Here is a 16,133-nt window from a genome sequence, read left to right on the forward strand (position 1 = left end):
TTTTGATATAAATAATTTTTACTCCGGCTTATAAGAGTCTTTTAAAGTCACAGTTCTGTTGAATACAAAATTTGTATCCGTAGAATCCTGATCCTTCGTGAAATAGCCAATTCTCTGGAATTGAAGAGGTTCTCCAACTGCCACATCTTTTAAGCTAGGTTCAGCAAATCCCTGAACTGTTGTAACAGATTCTGGATTGATGAAGTTTAAAAAATCTACATCTTTCTCAGCATCAGGCTGTTCCACAGTGAATAACTTATCGTAATTTCTTACTTCCACAGGAATTGCATGTTTCGCAGAAACCCAGTGAATCGTACCTTTTACTTTTCTTAAACTTTCTTCAGTTCCGCTTCCTGACTTAGATTTTTCGTCATAAGTTGCATAAATTGTTGTGATTTCTCCATTTTCGTCTTTCTCTACTCTTTCACCTTTAATGATGTAAGCAGATTTCAGACGAACTTCGCCACCCAATTTTAGTCTAAAGAATTTATTGTTAGCTTCTTCCTTAAAGTCTTCACGCTCAATATATAATTCTCTCGAAAACGGAATTTCTCTTGTCCCTGCATTTTCCTGTTCAGGATTGTTTTCAGTTTCCAGCCATTCTTCTTTTCCTTCAGGATAGTTTTCGATGACTAATTTAATAGGATCAACAACAGTCATTACACGTTTTGCGACTTTGTTCAAGTCTTCTCGAACGCAGAATTCCAATAACTGAAGTTCAATTAAGTTTTCTCTTTTGGCAACGCCAACTTTTTCAATAAAATTCCTGATAGAAGTCGGTGTAAAACCTTTTCTTCTCATTCCGGAAATCGTAGGCATTCTAGGATCATCCCAACCGTTGACTACATTTTCAGCAATAAGCCTTTGTAGTTTTCTTTTGGAAGTAATCATGTAAGAAACATTCATTCTAGCAAATTCTCTTTGCTTATTTTTCACCTTTCCTTCTTCATAAACCTGATCTAAATACCAGTTATAAAGCGGTCTGTGGTTTTCAAATTCCAAAGAACAAAGCGAGTGTGAAATTTGCTCGATATAATCGGATTCGCCATGTGCCCAGTCATACATTGGATAAATTTTCCAAGCCGTTCCTGTTCTGTGGTGAGGTTTGTTCAAAATTCTGTACATCACAGGATCACGCATATTCATGTTTGGTGAAGTCATGTCGATTTTAGCACGAAGAGACATTGAACCGCTTTCGAATTCACCATTTTTCATTCTTTCGAATAAGTCTAAAGATTCTTCAATAGGACGATTTCTGTATGGTGATTCAATTCCCGGTTCTGCAGGATTTTTTCTTTGCTCAGTAATCACTTCAGATGGCTGCTCATCCACGTAAGCTTTTCCATCTTTAATCAACTGAACTGCCCAATCGTAAAGCTGCTGGAAGTAATCGGATGCGTACAAAACTTTATCCCATTTGAAACCTAGCCATTCAACGTCTTTCATGATAGAATCTACGAATTCCTGTTCTTCTTTTTCAGGATTCGTATCGTCGAAACGAAGGTTTACGGGAGCATTGTATTTTTCACCCAAACCGAAGTTGATGCAGATCGCTTTTGTATGACCTACATGCAGATAACCGTTTGGTTCAGGCGGAAAACGGAAACGGATCTCATCTCTTTTAAGACCGTTTGCCAAATCATCTTCGATAATTTGCTCAATAAAATTGAGTGATTTTTTTTCTTCTTCCATTAAAATTCGCTTTAAAATGTCGATTGAGACGACAATTTGCAAATTTAAGAAAATTAAAGGGTTTAAGGAAATTATAATTTAAAACAATAATTGTTAATGATTCAATATTTTTGTTTAACTTCGAAAGAACTAAAAACCCGTACTCAAATCTATCGAACATGGCTGTTTACATTTTAAGCAATCGGAAAATTGTTCGTCATAAAGGTGAAAAAGCAGATTCTTTTTCCAATGATGAATACTCCATTCCTAATTTTAGGATTGCGAAATGTGATTTTGAAAATTATAAAGAGCCTACTGCTGCAGCCAAAAAGAAGAAAGATTATACCAATCGAAATATTTTAAACTACAAACTTTTCTCTGAACCCGAAAAACAAGGGTATCAAGATGTTTTGGATGTTTTGCTGAGTGAAAAGGGCATTAAAAAATCAACTTTAACGGCTAATAATCTCGGTGGAACACAAAGAATGTTTTATGAATTATATAAAAATATGTCTTCTACAAAGGATAGAAGCGATGTTTTACTATTTATTCATGGGTATGCTTATGATTTTGATGATGAATTGAAAGCCATTCTTGATCTTAAAAAATTATTTATTGACAATCCCGCGTCACCTGTTGAGCATATTTTATTTGTGAGCTGGCCAGCTTCGAGCACCATCATGCCTTTAACTTATTTCGATGATAAGGCTTCAAGCATTAATTCAGGAGCTTCACTGATGAGGTTATTTTACTTTTATACTCAGTTTTTAAAGGATATTTTTTCTAATCGCGATTTGATTCCATGTAATCAGAGAATTCATATTATGGCACATTCGATGGGAAACCGGGTGCTTCAAAGCATGCTGTATAGTTTGAAAAAAGAAAATATTTTAAGAGTAATCGACCAGGTTTTATTGCTGAATTCGGATGTGACTTATAAGGTTTTTGAGGACTCTGAAGATTCATTTAACAAACTTCCGTTACTGGCAAACCGAATTTCGATTTATTTAAACAGAAAAGACACCATTCTCGGAATTTCGCAGTTTACCAAAAATATTCTCACTCCAAGATTGGGTAAAAATGGGCCAAGTGATATTGATAAATTCAAAGATGTAGTCTCTATTATCGATTGTACTTTTGTGGAAGATGATGTCCTCACCGGATTTAAGTATGATGTCGGAAATCATTGGGGATACCTTTCAAGCTCGCAAGTTCAAAGTGATATCTTTCAAAATTTATATGGTATAGATAGGAATCTTATTACCCATCGATCCAAAAATAACGAAAATATTTTCACAATTATTTCTTAATAATCAATTAAAATTAAATAAACCATAAAACTCAATGTTAAAGCCTAATTTAAACGCTCAAGTTGGCATAAAGATTGCAAAATCATCAAACAGAGAAATACTAAATTTTACATCATGGAAAAAGTAAAAAGAAAGTTTTCTTCAATGTTGGAATACATTAAGAAAGCGATTTTCGTAAAAGACGTGATTTAATCAACGGAGTACTAACCATTAAAAACACACAAAATTATTCGAACCTACAATTACTTTTCATAAAAATAGTCTTCACCTTTCATATCTCATTTTATTTTTTCAAAGTTTCAGAGCTTTGCATAGTTTTTATTGTTTAAAATTTATTTAATTCACAACAATGTGCGTTAATTTAAGTTAAATTTTTTGTCCAATAAAAAAAGAATTTCATATTTACATTACAAATCAAATTAAAATGTTCATTATGAAAAATTTACAAAAAATCAAAAGAGAAACATTAAAGACAATTCAAGGAGGAAGACCACCTCTAGGATGCAACAACTGGAATCCTGCAGCGATGTGTTGTAGATCTTGGGCTCCGGATTACTGTGGTAATGCTACTTGTCCGGATTCACCATCTCCAAGTTGTTAATCAAACTTTTCTCAATCATATTTTGAACCATAATAGCTCATTTTTGAGTTCCAAATCGGATTCAAAATTATTAGTAAATAAAGCTCCGGTGCCCAAACCTTGAGGCATCGGATTTTTTTTGGTAAACGTATACTGTGCAATTGCATTCAATCCGATATTACTTTCCAAAGCGGAAGTAATCCACCAACCGATATTTTGTTCTTCAGCAAGAGAAATCCACTCATCTGAACCGGAAAAACCTCCTATTAAAGCTGGCTTTAAGATAATATATTGTGGTTTTATTGCTTCTAAAAGCTTTTTCTTTTCATTAAAATCAACAATTCCAATTAATTCTTCATCTAATGCAATTGGAGTTGGAGTTTCGGCACATAATTCTGCCATATCATTCCAATTTCCTGCTTTTATCGGCTGTTCGATGGAATGAATATCTAAATCTGCCAATTGCTGTAAAACAACTTTTGCTTCTTCTTTTGTAAAACCTCCATTAGCGTCAACACGCAATTCCAAAGTCTCTTTTGAGAATTTTTGTCTTAATTTCTGAAGAATTTCGTGCTCTGATTTCCAGTCGACACCGATTTTTAATTTAATGCAATGAAATCCATTTTCAAGTTTATCCTGAATTTGTTCTTCCATATAATTGATATTGCCCATCCAAATCAAACCATTGATGATAATTGGAGCTTTACCTTCCGTAAATTCACTTGGGAAATAAAGATTTTTCCCGTGCTTTATATTCAGAATAGCTTGTTCGTAACCAAACCAAATCGATGGAAATTCTTTTAAATTTTCCTTTAAAAACTCAGAATCCTGTTGAATATTTTCGCAAAGCCATTGCAGTTTTTCTTCATAATCTGGCCGATCATCAAAACTTAATCCTCTGAAAATCGCGCACTCTCCTATTCCTCTTTCTTCGTTTTCGGAAATTTCAAGAATAAAAGTCTCTTTTTCAAGCAAAACGCCGCGAGATGTTCCACTCGGGCGTTTAAATTGTAATAAATATTTAGAATATTCTGCTTTCATTTATTTTACACTATCGATTCTCATAAATTCCTCTGCTTTTTCCACCATATCGATACTTCCACAGAAAAACGGAATTCTTTGATGTAATTCTGTCGGCTCAACTTCCAGGATTCTTCTGAAACCGTCTGTAGCTTTTCCCCCTGCTTGTTCAGCCAGGAAAGCCATTGGGTTACATTCGTATAACAATCTTAATTTCCCGTTTGGAGCTTGTGAATAAGATGGATAAATATAAATTCCACCTTTTAGCATATTTCGATGAAAATCAGCAACTAAAGAACCGATATATCTTGAAGTATAAGGTCTGTCACCTTCTTCCATCTGGCAATATTTAAGGTAATTTTTAACTCCTTGAGGGAATTTAATATAATTTCCTTCATTAATAGAATAAATTTTACCCGTTTTCGGAAATTGCATATTTGGGTGAGAAAGATAGTATGTTCCCAAAGATGGATCCAAAGTAAATCCGTTCACGCCATTTCCTGTTGTGTAAACGATCATTGTAGATGAACCGTAAATCACATAACCTGCCGCAATTTGGTTAACCCCTTTTTGTAAAAAATCTTCCAGCTGAACAGGAGTTCCTGGCTCGGTAACCCTTCTATAAATTGAGAAAATCGTTCCTACAGAAACATTTACGTCGATATTTGAAGAGCCGTCAAGAGGATCGATTAGTACGACATATTTACTTAAATGTCCGTTTTCGCCACATTTAATATCAATAAAATCGTCGTTTTCCTCAGAAGCAATTCCGCAAACAACCTCTCTTTGAGACAAAGCCGTAATAAAAATTTCGTTGGCAATCACATCCAGTTTCTGCTGTTCTTCACCCTGAACATTTTGGTTTCCGGCAGCACCTGCAATATCTACAATTCCTGCTTTGTTTACTTCTCTGTTTACAACTTTTGAAGCCAATCTTATCGCACTCAGAAGACGAGAAAATTCACCTGTAGAATACTGAAAATCATCTTGTCTATCAATAAGAAACTCTCCTAAAGTTTGTAATGGTTGCTCTGACATATTTTTCTTTTTACGTTTTCTCCAAATTTCGTAAAATTTATTACATTTGGAAAATAATATTCATAAAAGACTTTACCCCTTGTTTATCAATATCATACAAGATATATTTCATATTAAATAATCAACCTTATCATAAAAAACTTCTCCCATTTTGTAGAAGCAGGGCTAATAAATTCAACCAATTTTTAATTTTAATAAAATCTTAAGCCTATCCGTTCGCCAGGCTATTTCATATCTCGTTGTAAATTTATAATTTTGACACCCGTAAAATATTCCCACAAATTTTATCTAACAATTTTATTATTAACAATTTAATGAAAATTTTCAAGTTTGGTGGAGCATCAGTAAAGGATGCTGACAGTGTAAAAAATGTATCCATGGTATTACAAAGCCAGGGATTTGCCAAATGCTTGCTGGTAATTTCAGCAATGGGCAAGACGACTAATGAGTTGGAAAAAGTTGTAGAACTTTATTTCAAGAAGGATAACTATCAAACTGAAATTGAAAAGATAAAACGAAAACACATGGAAATCGCGGAGGGTCTATTCCCTGAAAACCATGCTGTTTTTGCGGAAATCGATTTATTTTTCGATGATATCGATTCTTTTTTAAGAAGAAACAAATCTCCGAATTACAACTTCGTTTATGATCAGGTTGTAAGTTGCGGAGAAATGATTTCAACTAAAATAGTGAGTGAATATTTAAACGAAATTCAGTTTACCAATCAATGGCTGGACGCGAGAGATTATGTAAAAACCGACAATTCTTACAGAGAAGGAACGGTTGATTGGGCAAAAACAGAAGAATTTATTTCCAATTTAAATAAAGAAATCTGCTACGTTACTCAAGGTTTTATCGGTTCAGATGATAACAATTTCACCGTAACTTTAGGAAGAGAAGGTTCGGATTATTCAGCGGCAATTTTCGCTTATTGTTTAAATGCAGAAGCAATGACGATTTGGAAAGATGTTCCGGGAGTAATGACGGGAGATCCAAGAAAATTCAAGGATGTTACTTTACTTTCGAATATTTCATATGAAGAAGCCATTGAGATGGCGTATTACGGAGCAAGCGTAATTCACCCAAAAACATTACAGCCGCTTCAGCAAAAAAACATTCCTTTTTATGTAAAATCTTTTGTAGATCCTACAAAAGAAGGGACGAAAGTTGGAAGTTCAGACAAAAATCAAAGTGAAGAATCTTATATTTTGAAAGAAAATCAAACTTTGTTGAAAATATCAACGAGAGATTTCTCTTTTATCGCTGAAGATCATATGAGTATGGTTTTCGGACATTTATCTAAGAATAAAATTAAAGTTTCTCTGATGCAGAATTCTGCAATTTCACTAGCTTTATGTTTGGAAGATAAATTCAACAATGTAGACGAACTAAATGAAGAACTTCAAAAAGTATTCAAAACAGAAGTTGTAAAAAATGTATCTTTATTTACCGTAAGAAATGCGAAGATGGAGAATATTGATAAATTTTACCAAGAAAAAAGTGTATTATTGGAGCAAATTTCGAAGAATACACTTCAAATGGTAACACATTAAAATAAATTGCGACTAAACACAATATGAGTTTAATTTCGAAAAACGATTTAATTCAAGCTTCCGGCTTAAGTAAAATAGGGTTTCTAAAGAATCCTGTAGCATCTGCTGTGATGAGCATTGCTAAAATAAATGAAGTAAATAAATTATACGACAAACTAAAGGACAAGGAAGGTAAAGACTTTTTCGACTCATTTGTAAGGGAGCGAAACTTAAGCTATATAGCTTTTGAAGAAGATTTGGCAAAAATTCCGAAAACGGGACCGTTTATCTTGGTTTCGAATCATCCGCTTGGTGCGATAGACGGGATTTTAATGTGCAAAGTCTTATCAGAAGTACGTCCGGATTTTAAGGTAATGGGTAATTTTCTTCTGGAAAAAATCAAGCCAATGGAACCGTACGTAATTTCTGTAAACCCTTTTGAAAATAGAAAAGGAGCTTACAGCAGCTCTTCCGGAATGCGCGAAACATTGAAGCATTTGCAAAACGGAGGTTGCGTAGGTATTTTTCCGGCAGGAGAAGTTTCGAACAAGAACAATCCTTACGGAGAAATTTTAGATAAAGAATGGGAAAAACCGGCTCTTAAGCTTATCAAAATGGCAAAAGTGCCGGTCGTTCCTATGTATTTTCATGCAAAAAACAGCCGATTATTTTATCAGGTTTCCAAAATACATCCAAATTTACAGACGTTGATGCTTCCTGCAGAGATGATGAACGACAGGGAAAAGCCAATCCGTATAAGAATTGGAAAGCCAATCACTGTAAAAGCGATGGATGACATGGAGACCATCGAAGAACTTGGAGAATTTCTTAAACGTAAGGTTTACATGATGAAATCTTACTATGAAAAAAGAAAATCGCTTGCGCAGGTTATTAATCTTCAGAATTTATCGGTAAAATTTCCTTTATTAAAGGAAGAAAATATCGTTCAGAATATCATTGATGAAACGCCAAAAGAAGATATTCTTAAAGACATCAGTAAACTGAAAGGCACTGATAAAATGTTTTTCAGCAACGGAAATTATGAAGTTTATTTTACGGCTTACGAAGAAATTCCTTCTATCATGAGGGAAATCGGTCGTCAGAGAGAACTTACTTTCCGTGCGGTGGGTGAAGGAAGCAATCTTCCGTTCGATTTGGACGAATACGACAAACATTATCATCATCTTTTCCTTTGGGATAATGCAGAGGAAAAACTGGTAGGAGCTTACAGAATGGCTTTGGGTAAAGAAGTCATGAAAAAATCTGGAATTAAAGGATTTTATACAAGTTCTTTGTTTGAATTTGAGCAGGACATTCATCCTTTCTTTAAAAAAGTGATTGAAATGGGACGTGCTTATATTTGTCAGGAATACCAACAGAAACCACTTCCACTTTTCCTTTTGTGGAGAGGAATTGTACACGTTTGCTTACGAAATCCGGATCATAAATTTTTGATGGGAGGTGTAAGTATTTCCAATAAATTTTCTGAGTTTTCAAAATCTTTAATGATTGAGTTTATGCGTTCGAATTATTACGATTCTGCTGTTGCTCAATACATCACTCCAAGAAATGAATATAAGGTAAAACTTCGCGACAGAGACAAGCATCTGTTTTTCGAGGAAATGGAATCTGATTTAAATAAATTAGATAAAATCATCGACGACCTTGAACCGGAGTTGAGATTGCCTGTTTTAATTAAGAAATACATCAAGCAAAACGCCAAAGTTATTGCCTTTAATGTTGATCCAAACTTCAATGATGCGATCGATGGGTTGATGTATATCCGAATTAGTGATCTTCCGGAAAGCACGATAAAGCCTGTATTAGAGGAAATGAGCGATCAAATCCGCAAGGAACAGGAAAATAATCAGACTGAGAATCAATAAGTTTTTAAGTTTTGTTAAAAAAAGTATTGTTAATACTTGCTTCATATACCAAAACTTACTACTTTTGCATCACTTTAAAACAACGAAGTAACAAGAATGGTTTCTTAGCTCAGTTGGTAGAGCAATGGATTGAAAATCCATGTGTCCCTGGTTCGATTCCTGGAGAAACCACTTAATAAAAACCACCTGTAAAAAGGTGGTTTTATTTTCAAAGTTTTAAATAAGATTTGCGGGAGTCGATAATTATTATTACTTTTGCACCACTTCAAAAAAGAAGTAAAAATTAAATGGTTTCTTAGCTCAGTTGGTAGAGCAATGGATTGAAAATCCATGTGTCCCTGGTTCGATTCCTGGAGAAACCACAGAAGTTAAACACAATTTAACTTAAACAATCAATAAAATTCCTTTTAAACAATGTTTAGAAGGGATTTTTATTTTAGTGATGTTTAATAATGTTTCACCAAATTTAGTCCTTTTTTGTCCCTATACTGTCCCTGAGGACAATTTAAAAAGATTTTCGATTGTATCAGAGACTAATTTTGAAACAAAAATAGAACTCTGAACATTACACTTTTTTGAAAACCTTAGAAAGCACATTGCAATAGACAATGATTACGAGAAAAGATGTTGTTTTCCTGCGAATATCTGAACAAAAAAGGAAACGGGATTTAAGATTTTTGTGTAAATGACAAGCTTACGAAGTATTAGAAGAATGGGCTCGGTATAATGAAAATCCTTTTAGTACAGAATAATTGATGTTGCAGTTTCAAAGAGCGGGTACTACTCCACCTTTTGAATATAGACAGTATAACATTTGGAATGATCTATTACTTCATGCTTGGATTTAAATAGTAATAAATAAAGTAAAAGATCATTTCAAAAAAGAAAAATACAAAACGTGACCTAATTAATATAAACTGAAATCAATAAAGTATACAAAAAAGCCGGAGGGTCAAAACAAAACCTCCGGCCAAACACATATAGAAAAAAATTACTTTAACTTAAAATTATGTTTAAAATAATTTTTTTTTAAACAGGTATAAACACTAATAAAATACCTGTTGAAGATTAATTATTATTCTTATTTAGCAGCACCAACACAATAATTAAACATAGATCCTGCTCTAGTTCCTGGTGTTGAAACTATCATTTCATCAAACCAAACTCCTCCAAAATTGTAAAGAGTGCTGCTATATGAATCATCACTAGAACTATTTTCTATTATCGTATTATCGCCTGAAGAAGTAGATTTAAAACCACCAACACACCCATATTGATTAGAAAAAGTAACATTTGGCTTTACTACAACACCTCCTCTTTTGAAAGTATAGGTAAAATTCTCTCCTATACTTGTTCTTATCTGAGTTACTTTAAGATTGCTTACTGCTCTAGTGAATTTAACTGTATAAGAAGAAGCTTGATCTCCTCCGCTACCGTTGCTTCCTAAAAAATATGAATAAGAACTGCTTTCAAGATTTAAGTCACAACTACCATTTATAGCGGAAGAAGTTCTAACATTATTATAAGATGACCAGCTTATTTGCATAGCTTTACCATCAACTGTAAAATTTTTAGTAACACCCAAAGCTCCTAGAGGTAAAAGACTACCTGTACATGATTTGCTTAAATCTGGAGTTGGTGGAGGTACCTCAGCGACTGTTCTTGTTAATGTACATACTCTTCCTCCAATATTGATGGCAAAACTTGCTGTTCCTACTGCTGAAGGTGTTCCAGAAATTGAATATGAAATGCTCCCGTTTCCATTTGCAAAGCTGCCTGCTGACAGAGTAGCTGTGAGACCTGTAACTCCTGTTGAAGATACTGTCTGCCCTCCATGCGATCCTCCATTTCCTCCCGTATAAGGGATAGTAGATATTACTCCAGAAGCTGGACTTCCCGCATATAAATTTCCTGAATTTGTTGCTGAGGTACAGGTAATACCTGTAATAGAACCTGCAACAGGAGTTGAACCGCCGCATGTAGAAACCCATTCGGATGAATTCCAAAAATTCAAACAGTTGGTATTGGTATTATAAATCATTAGACCGGCTGGTCTATTTGCTGCTGGAATGGCATCTCTTTGTGCTGTAGTTAGTCTTGGAGGTAGGAACCCTTGATTGGTAGAAGATAATTCTAGTATAGCACTCGACGAAGGATTGCTTGTTCCTATTCCCACTCTACCATCATTTACATCATCTATATACATAACTTCCTTTAAAGTTTTTCCTACACTGAATGATAGATATCTATTTCCTACATTGGCAGAAGTTCCTATATCTCCGAAATTAATACGTGCAACATTTCCTGCATGTACAGAAGATGATGTTTTCATATTAATTCCAAAATCGTTTCCTCTGTTACCGTAAGCATATCCATCTCTTCCCATATTAATATCTAGAACATTTTTTGTTGTACTTGCAGTAGTGGCAGCATCGATTGCCACACCACCATTAACGTCTAATTTTATTTGTGGAGTGGATGTTCCAATTCCTACATTTCCGGTTTCAGATACTCTTATTCTTGGGAGATCATTTGTCATTAAATCCAATGAATGATTAGAAGATGTACCTATCCATCCTGCTTGTACGTTACCATTAGCCGCATTAGCTCCTAAAAAAGTACGTAATTTAATATTGCCATCACTATGTTGCAAACCATATCCTCTTCCTGTAAGAATATCTAGTGGTGTAGCGGGAGCAGATGTTCTAATTCCTATATTCCCGGTTTTATCAACAGTAAGATGTTCTACACCTGCCGTACCTATTACAAAGCGACCACCTGTACGATTATCCAGATATCCCTTGGCATCAGCCCCAAAAATTCCTGAACCGTTATCAATACCTAAATAAATATTTGAAGAACCAGCTCCCACATTTAGATCCATTCGAGATGTAGAACCAGTATTTGTATTTTTGAAGAAACTACGTGTAAGTGTATTGTTATTTCCTAAAACTTGAAAGTTTCCACTGGTACTATTAAAAATAATGTTTTTATCTTTCTGCTCTACAGTACGATTACTTGTAAGTTCCCCATTGGTATTATATATATTTACCATAGGGCTAATTGCAGAATCATTATTTAGTTTTATCCAGAATCTACCATCAAAATAGTAGTATCCTACAGCATCAATATTAATAGCTGTTCCTGTCTGTAATCCTGTTGAAATGTCGTTTACATATATTAAAGTAGAAATAGCTGTCCCAATCATAGACTGAGCCCTTTCTCTATCTACTCGAGGAACTAATAAGCCTTCGGGAACGTTTGATTTGCCAGTGGAAGCTTTTGCTGTAATATCGAAAGTTGATTTAGGATCTGGTGTATTGACTCCTATCTGAGCAAGAGTAAATTGAGAACACACTAGTGTAAGTAGTGCTATCGTAATTTTTTTCATTGTCTTGAATTTTTTGAAATTAGTAAAATTTTATTATCCTTATTTTGTGTAATTAGAATCGTATCTCAATACTCAAAAAGGAACTAGTATTGTTCAAGTATTTCGATGTTCTTTGTGGTTGCAAATTTATAACCAACAGCTCAAAAAATTGTTACTACAAGTGTGCAACAAAAGACATAAAAAACTATTAATCATGTAATTACAACTAAAGCAGCAGTGTATTTGCAGTAGAATATAAAATTCTATAATGGCAGTTTTTTTTATACATTTGATAATCCAAAACCTCAATGAATGTCATTAGATAATAATTTTTTTAAAAGACTTTTATTAGTTCTTACTTTGGCCTCTTTAAAACTTTCATCACAGGATTATTCTTTCTTTCCCGAAAGTATTCGCAATACAGCCGAATATTATAATAAAGGGGAATATTTAAAAGCAATGGAATATAATAGAGAAGCCCTTAAGAAATATTATAAGGATAATGATAAAGAAGCCATTGCTCATGTATATATTAATATTGGTTTTTTGTTGTTTTCCTATACAGATTACCCAAAAAGTCTTGATTATTTAGAAAAAGCTCAAAAAGAAATTGGGAATAGAGAAAATAATCCTCTTCTTATGGCTAGACTTTATAATGAATATGCGAAAAACTATACTCGTTTAGGGATGTTTGACAAATCAAACGCAACATATGATAAAGCAATAAATTACGCCAAAAGAATTAAAGATAAAAAACAGCAAAACTATCTTTTATTTTATGCCAATATATGGAAGCGTCTGAACTTTCCACACAAATACGACTCTTTAAGAATTGTAGAAAAAAAAGCACTGAAAGCAATGCCCAGTGGTATTGTATATGCAAGAATGGCTGATAAGTTTATTGATAATAAAAGTAATTTAGATTCTGCAAAATATTTTCTTAATAAAGCTCTTACAGCAACAGATAAAGATGTAAAAGTAATAAAGGGAATGACATTATTTGGTTTTGGAAACTTATCTTATACTGAGAAAAACTATGCACAGGCACTTAATTACTACATGGAAGCCCTTAAAATGTATGAAAATGCAAATTCAAAAAACCATATTAGAGCAGCTTACGATTCTATCGCGGGGACTTATAATTTGATGAATAATATTCCGATGACCGATTATTATTTAAAGAAATTTAAATCTATTAATACTGATATAAAAAATCAGGAAAAAGAAGCTATCAATATCGTAGTCAATAAAATAGCATTAGATGAAGCTGCCGAAAAAAGAACAGAAAAAAATAAAATGTACCTTTTCATTTTAGGAATATGCCTGCTTTCTCTTATTGTAATTTATACTATCCGAAGAATTAATCTTTCAAAACAAGTGGAAAAAGACAGGTTGCTTGAACAAGAATCTTTAAAATTAATTCAACTTCAAAGAAAGACAAACGATAATAATTATTTTGACGAGCTTACCCAGCTCGCTAAAAAAAATGATATCTTTTTTCTTAATCGATTCAGAGAAGTTTATCCTGATTTTTATGTAAAATTATTAAAACATGCTCCCAATCTTAAAGACAATGATATTATGTTTTGTGCATATATACGACTTAATCTTAGCAATAAAGAGATTGCTTCATTTAAAAATTTGACTCTAAGAAGCACAGAAACTACAAAATACCGTCTTAAAAAGAAACTAAATTTAAGTGAAGATACAAATTTGAATAATTGGATAAATACCTTGTAATAAAAAACAGAGATAGTGATAACTATCCCTGCTTCTAAAAACACAATACACAATGAAAATCATGAATGAAAAAAATATTATAAAGAAATTATAATTTTTTTGGCTAGTATATTTTGCTGAAATTTGTTTTACAAATATATTGTACGTTGCTTAAAAAAGCATTACTAAAGCTCTACAACAAACACTTATCAAATTAATAATCAAGTAATTAAAAATTATAAAAAATATTATTTTTTATTTATAAAGTATAATTGAAGTACTAATGAGCAAGGAGCTTATAGAATAATTTTACGTACTTTTAGTCTCAGATTGGGATTTACACCATAATATTATTCTAAATTAATGAAGTATTTATACATTTTATTTGTGTTTCTTTTTGCTGCTCAGAGCGATAAAAATTCTGTAGAATATTGTGATGCTTTGATTAAGAAAGGAGTCGATGCCTTGTACAAAAAAGATCATAATGCTTCATTGGAAATTTTCACGGAGGTAAAAACTATTTCGGAACAAAGTAATTTCTATAATCAAGAATTTATTGCAACCAACTGCATTGGACTCAACTATTATGAAATGGCAGACTACAGTGAGGCACTTGATTATTATCTGGAAGCCTATACGATTGCCATGAAGCATTTGAACAAAGACAATGAAAAAACGATTTTAAATAATATCGCTCTCGTCTATCTCAAACAGGGTAAATATAAGGAATCCGAAAAACATCAAAGAAGAGCCTACGAACTTGCCATCAATAATAAAGACAGTGTAGGAATTGCCATTTATGCCAACAATCTCGCTGGTTTATACAATAAAACCCATCAACTGGAAAGAGCTTTGGAATTCATTAATATCGCTAAACCTATTGCTGTTGCTAAAAAGGAAGAACGATCTATTATTGATATTGCGATAAGTGAAGCTCAAAATTACCTGCTCAGAAAAGATTATGATAAGACTTTAAGCATTATTCAACCTTTAATGCAAAAATTAAATGGAAAGGATCAAAACGATAATAAAATTGAAGCATTAATAATCCTATCTCAATTATATCAGGGAAAAAAACAAAACGAACAGGCTCTTGCTTATGTAAGACAAGCCCAAAAAGAGAGTCTGGATTATATTTACACAAAAGATATTTACAATCAGTTTTCGAGTATCTATTTCAGTATGGGAGATCATTCAAAATCACTCCAGTACAAGGATTCAGTGATTGTTGTTAAAGATTCCATCAATGCGATAAAAAATCAAGCGATGTATCAAAACAGCGAGATCAAAATGAAGCTTCAGGATTCGCAAAAGGAATTAAAAAGCGAAAAAAGACTGAAGTTTTATATTGCGGCATTTTGCATCTTACTTTTAGCTTTGCTGAGTTGGCTTTTTAGAACTTTACATTTAAAAAACAAACAAAAAAGGACAATTGCTGAAAGGAACGAGAAAATTATTTCTTTAGAATTAAAAAATAAAGAAAATTATAATCTTTTGCTTGAACAACAAATTAAAGAAAAAGAAACTGAAGCTCTTCTTGAAAAAGAAAAGTTGAAAAATGAGCTTGAAAGTCGCAACAGAAAATTGGCTGCAAATGCTATTCACATTGCTCAGAGAAATGATAAGATTGAGCAATATATTTTAAAATTAAAGCAAAATCCGGAGATTTTAAAAAATGATCAGCTTTCAAAACAATTGGATCAGTTAAAAATAATTTTAACGAAAGAAGATAATAACGACGATTTTTTAACTCACTTCGAAAGAATCAACAGTAAATTTATCGATCATCTTAAAGAAAAACATCCTGATCTTACTTTGAACGACATAAGATACATCTGCTATGTCTACATGAATCTTTCCACAAAGGAAATTTCGTCTATTTTTAATATAACAATCGAGGCGTGTAGAAAGAGAAAAGAAAGAATTTCAAAGAAAATGAATCTTTCTAACTCTAATGATCTATTTAATTACATTTCAAATATTTAAATAAAAATGTCACGCTTTTTC

10 protein-coding genes and 2 tRNA genes are annotated in these 16,133 nt (G+C 32.9%); 8 read left to right on the forward strand and 4 right to left on the reverse strand.

Annotation, left to right across the window (positions count from 1 at the left end):
* Positions 1-18: 18 nt before the first annotated feature.
* Complete coding sequence (locus ACKX2A_RS06135) at positions 19-1,692, reverse strand: glutamine--tRNA ligase/YqeY domain fusion protein (protein ID WP_415328372.1); 1,674 nt, start codon at positions 1,690-1,692, stop codon at positions 19-21.
* 158 nt (positions 1,693-1,850) lie between these two features.
* Between ACKX2A_RS06135 and ACKX2A_RS06140 the strand changes: the two genes are divergently transcribed.
* Together ACKX2A_RS06140 and ACKX2A_RS06145 are read left to right on the forward strand one after the other, a co-directional pair.
* Positions 1,851-2,981, forward strand: a complete 1,131-nt coding sequence (locus tag ACKX2A_RS06140) for an alpha/beta hydrolase (RefSeq protein ID WP_415328374.1) — start codon at positions 1,851-1,853, stop codon at positions 2,979-2,981.
* 433 nt (positions 2,982-3,414) lie between these two features.
* On the forward strand, positions 3,415-3,582 hold the full coding sequence (locus ACKX2A_RS06145; protein WP_415328376.1) for a bacteriocin-like protein: 168 nt from the start codon (positions 3,415-3,417) through the stop codon (positions 3,580-3,582).
* Between the two features lie 15 nt (positions 3,583-3,597).
* Here ACKX2A_RS06145 and ACKX2A_RS06150 read toward each other — a convergent pair whose 3' ends face one another.
* Together ACKX2A_RS06150 and fbp are read right to left on the reverse strand one after the other, a co-directional pair.
* Positions 3,598-4,602: an o-succinylbenzoate synthase gene (locus ACKX2A_RS06150; protein ID WP_415328377.1), complete on the reverse strand. Its 1,005-nt coding sequence runs from the start codon at positions 4,600-4,602 to the stop codon at positions 3,598-3,600.
* A complete protein-coding gene (gene fbp / locus ACKX2A_RS06155; RefSeq protein WP_415328379.1) occupies positions 4,603-5,619 on the reverse strand; it encodes a class 1 fructose-bisphosphatase in 1,017 nt (338 codons plus the stop codon).
* 314 nt (positions 5,620-5,933) lie between these two features.
* Here fbp and ACKX2A_RS06160 point away from each other — a divergent pair, with 314 nt between their 5' ends.
* The 4 genes from ACKX2A_RS06160 (at position 5,934) to ACKX2A_RS06175 (ending at position 9,399) form a co-directional block, all read left to right on the forward strand.
* The gene (locus ACKX2A_RS06160; protein ID WP_415328381.1) at positions 5,934-7,172 is read left to right on the forward strand and encodes an aspartate kinase; all 1,239 of its coding nucleotides are present in this window, start codon (positions 5,934-5,936) and stop codon (positions 7,170-7,172) included.
* A 23-nt stretch (positions 7,173-7,195) separates the two neighbouring features.
* The gene (locus tag ACKX2A_RS06165; RefSeq protein WP_415328383.1) at positions 7,196-9,037 is read left to right on the forward strand and encodes a lysophospholipid acyltransferase family protein; all 1,842 of its coding nucleotides are present in this window, start codon (positions 7,196-7,198) and stop codon (positions 9,035-9,037) included.
* Positions 9,038-9,135: 98 nt separating this feature from the next.
* Positions 9,136-9,208: transfer RNA gene (locus ACKX2A_RS06170), tRNA-Phe, on the forward strand.
* Between the two features lie 118 nt (positions 9,209-9,326).
* Positions 9,327-9,399: transfer RNA gene (locus tag ACKX2A_RS06175), tRNA-Phe, on the forward strand.
* Positions 9,400-10,118: 719 nt separating this feature from the next.
* On the opposite strand, the gene ACKX2A_RS06180 is transcribed toward ACKX2A_RS06175, so the two are convergent.
* On the reverse strand, positions 10,119-12,395 hold the full coding sequence (locus tag ACKX2A_RS06180) for a hypothetical protein (protein ID WP_415328385.1): 2,277 nt from the start codon (positions 12,393-12,395) through the stop codon (positions 10,119-10,121).
* A gap of 324 nt (positions 12,396-12,719) precedes the next feature.
* Between ACKX2A_RS06180 and ACKX2A_RS06185 the strand changes: the two genes are divergently transcribed.
* A complete protein-coding gene (locus ACKX2A_RS06185; RefSeq protein WP_415328387.1) occupies positions 12,720-14,147 on the forward strand; it encodes a tetratricopeptide repeat protein in 1,428 nt (475 codons plus the stop codon).
* Between the two features lie 342 nt (positions 14,148-14,489).
* Positions 14,490-16,112 (forward strand): tetratricopeptide repeat protein, encoded by a 1,623-nt coding sequence (locus tag ACKX2A_RS06190; protein ID WP_415328388.1) that lies wholly within the window; start codon positions 14,490-14,492, stop codon positions 16,110-16,112.
* The last annotated feature ends 21 nt before the right edge of the window (positions 16,113-16,133 follow it).

Origin of the sequence: Chryseobacterium sp. MMS23-Vi53 (assembly GCF_047651245.1) — a bacterium.
Lineage (GTDB): Bacteria > Bacteroidota > Bacteroidia > Flavobacteriales > Weeksellaceae > Chryseobacterium.

What these genes read in the sequence shown, in the direction of transcription:
- ACKX2A_RS06135 (WP_415328372.1), bottom strand. Translation starts at nt 1,692, where the DNA reads ATGGAAGAAGAAAAAAAATCACTCAATTTTATTGAGCAAATTATCGAA.
- ACKX2A_RS06140 (WP_415328374.1), top strand. Translation starts at nt 1,851, where the DNA reads ATGGCTGTTTACATTTTAAGCAATCGGAAAATTGTTCGTCATAAAGGT.
- ACKX2A_RS06145 (WP_415328376.1), top strand. Translation starts at nt 3,415, where the DNA reads ATGAAAAATTTACAAAAAATCAAAAGAGAAACATTAAAGACAATTCAA.
- ACKX2A_RS06150 (WP_415328377.1), bottom strand. Translation starts at nt 4,602, where the DNA reads ATGAAAGCAGAATATTCTAAATATTTATTACAATTTAAACGCCCGAGT.
- fbp (WP_415328379.1), bottom strand. Translation starts at nt 5,619, where the DNA reads ATGTCAGAGCAACCATTACAAACTTTAGGAGAGTTTCTTATTGATAGA.
- ACKX2A_RS06160 (WP_415328381.1), top strand. Translation starts at nt 5,934, where the DNA reads ATGAAAATTTTCAAGTTTGGTGGAGCATCAGTAAAGGATGCTGACAGT.
- ACKX2A_RS06165 (WP_415328383.1), top strand. Translation starts at nt 7,196, where the DNA reads ATGAGTTTAATTTCGAAAAACGATTTAATTCAAGCTTCCGGCTTAAGT.
- ACKX2A_RS06185 (WP_415328387.1), top strand. Translation starts at nt 12,720, where the DNA reads ATGTCATTAGATAATAATTTTTTTAAAAGACTTTTATTAGTTCTTACT.
- ACKX2A_RS06190 (WP_415328388.1), top strand. Translation starts at nt 14,490, where the DNA reads ATGAAGTATTTATACATTTTATTTGTGTTTCTTTTTGCTGCTCAGAGC.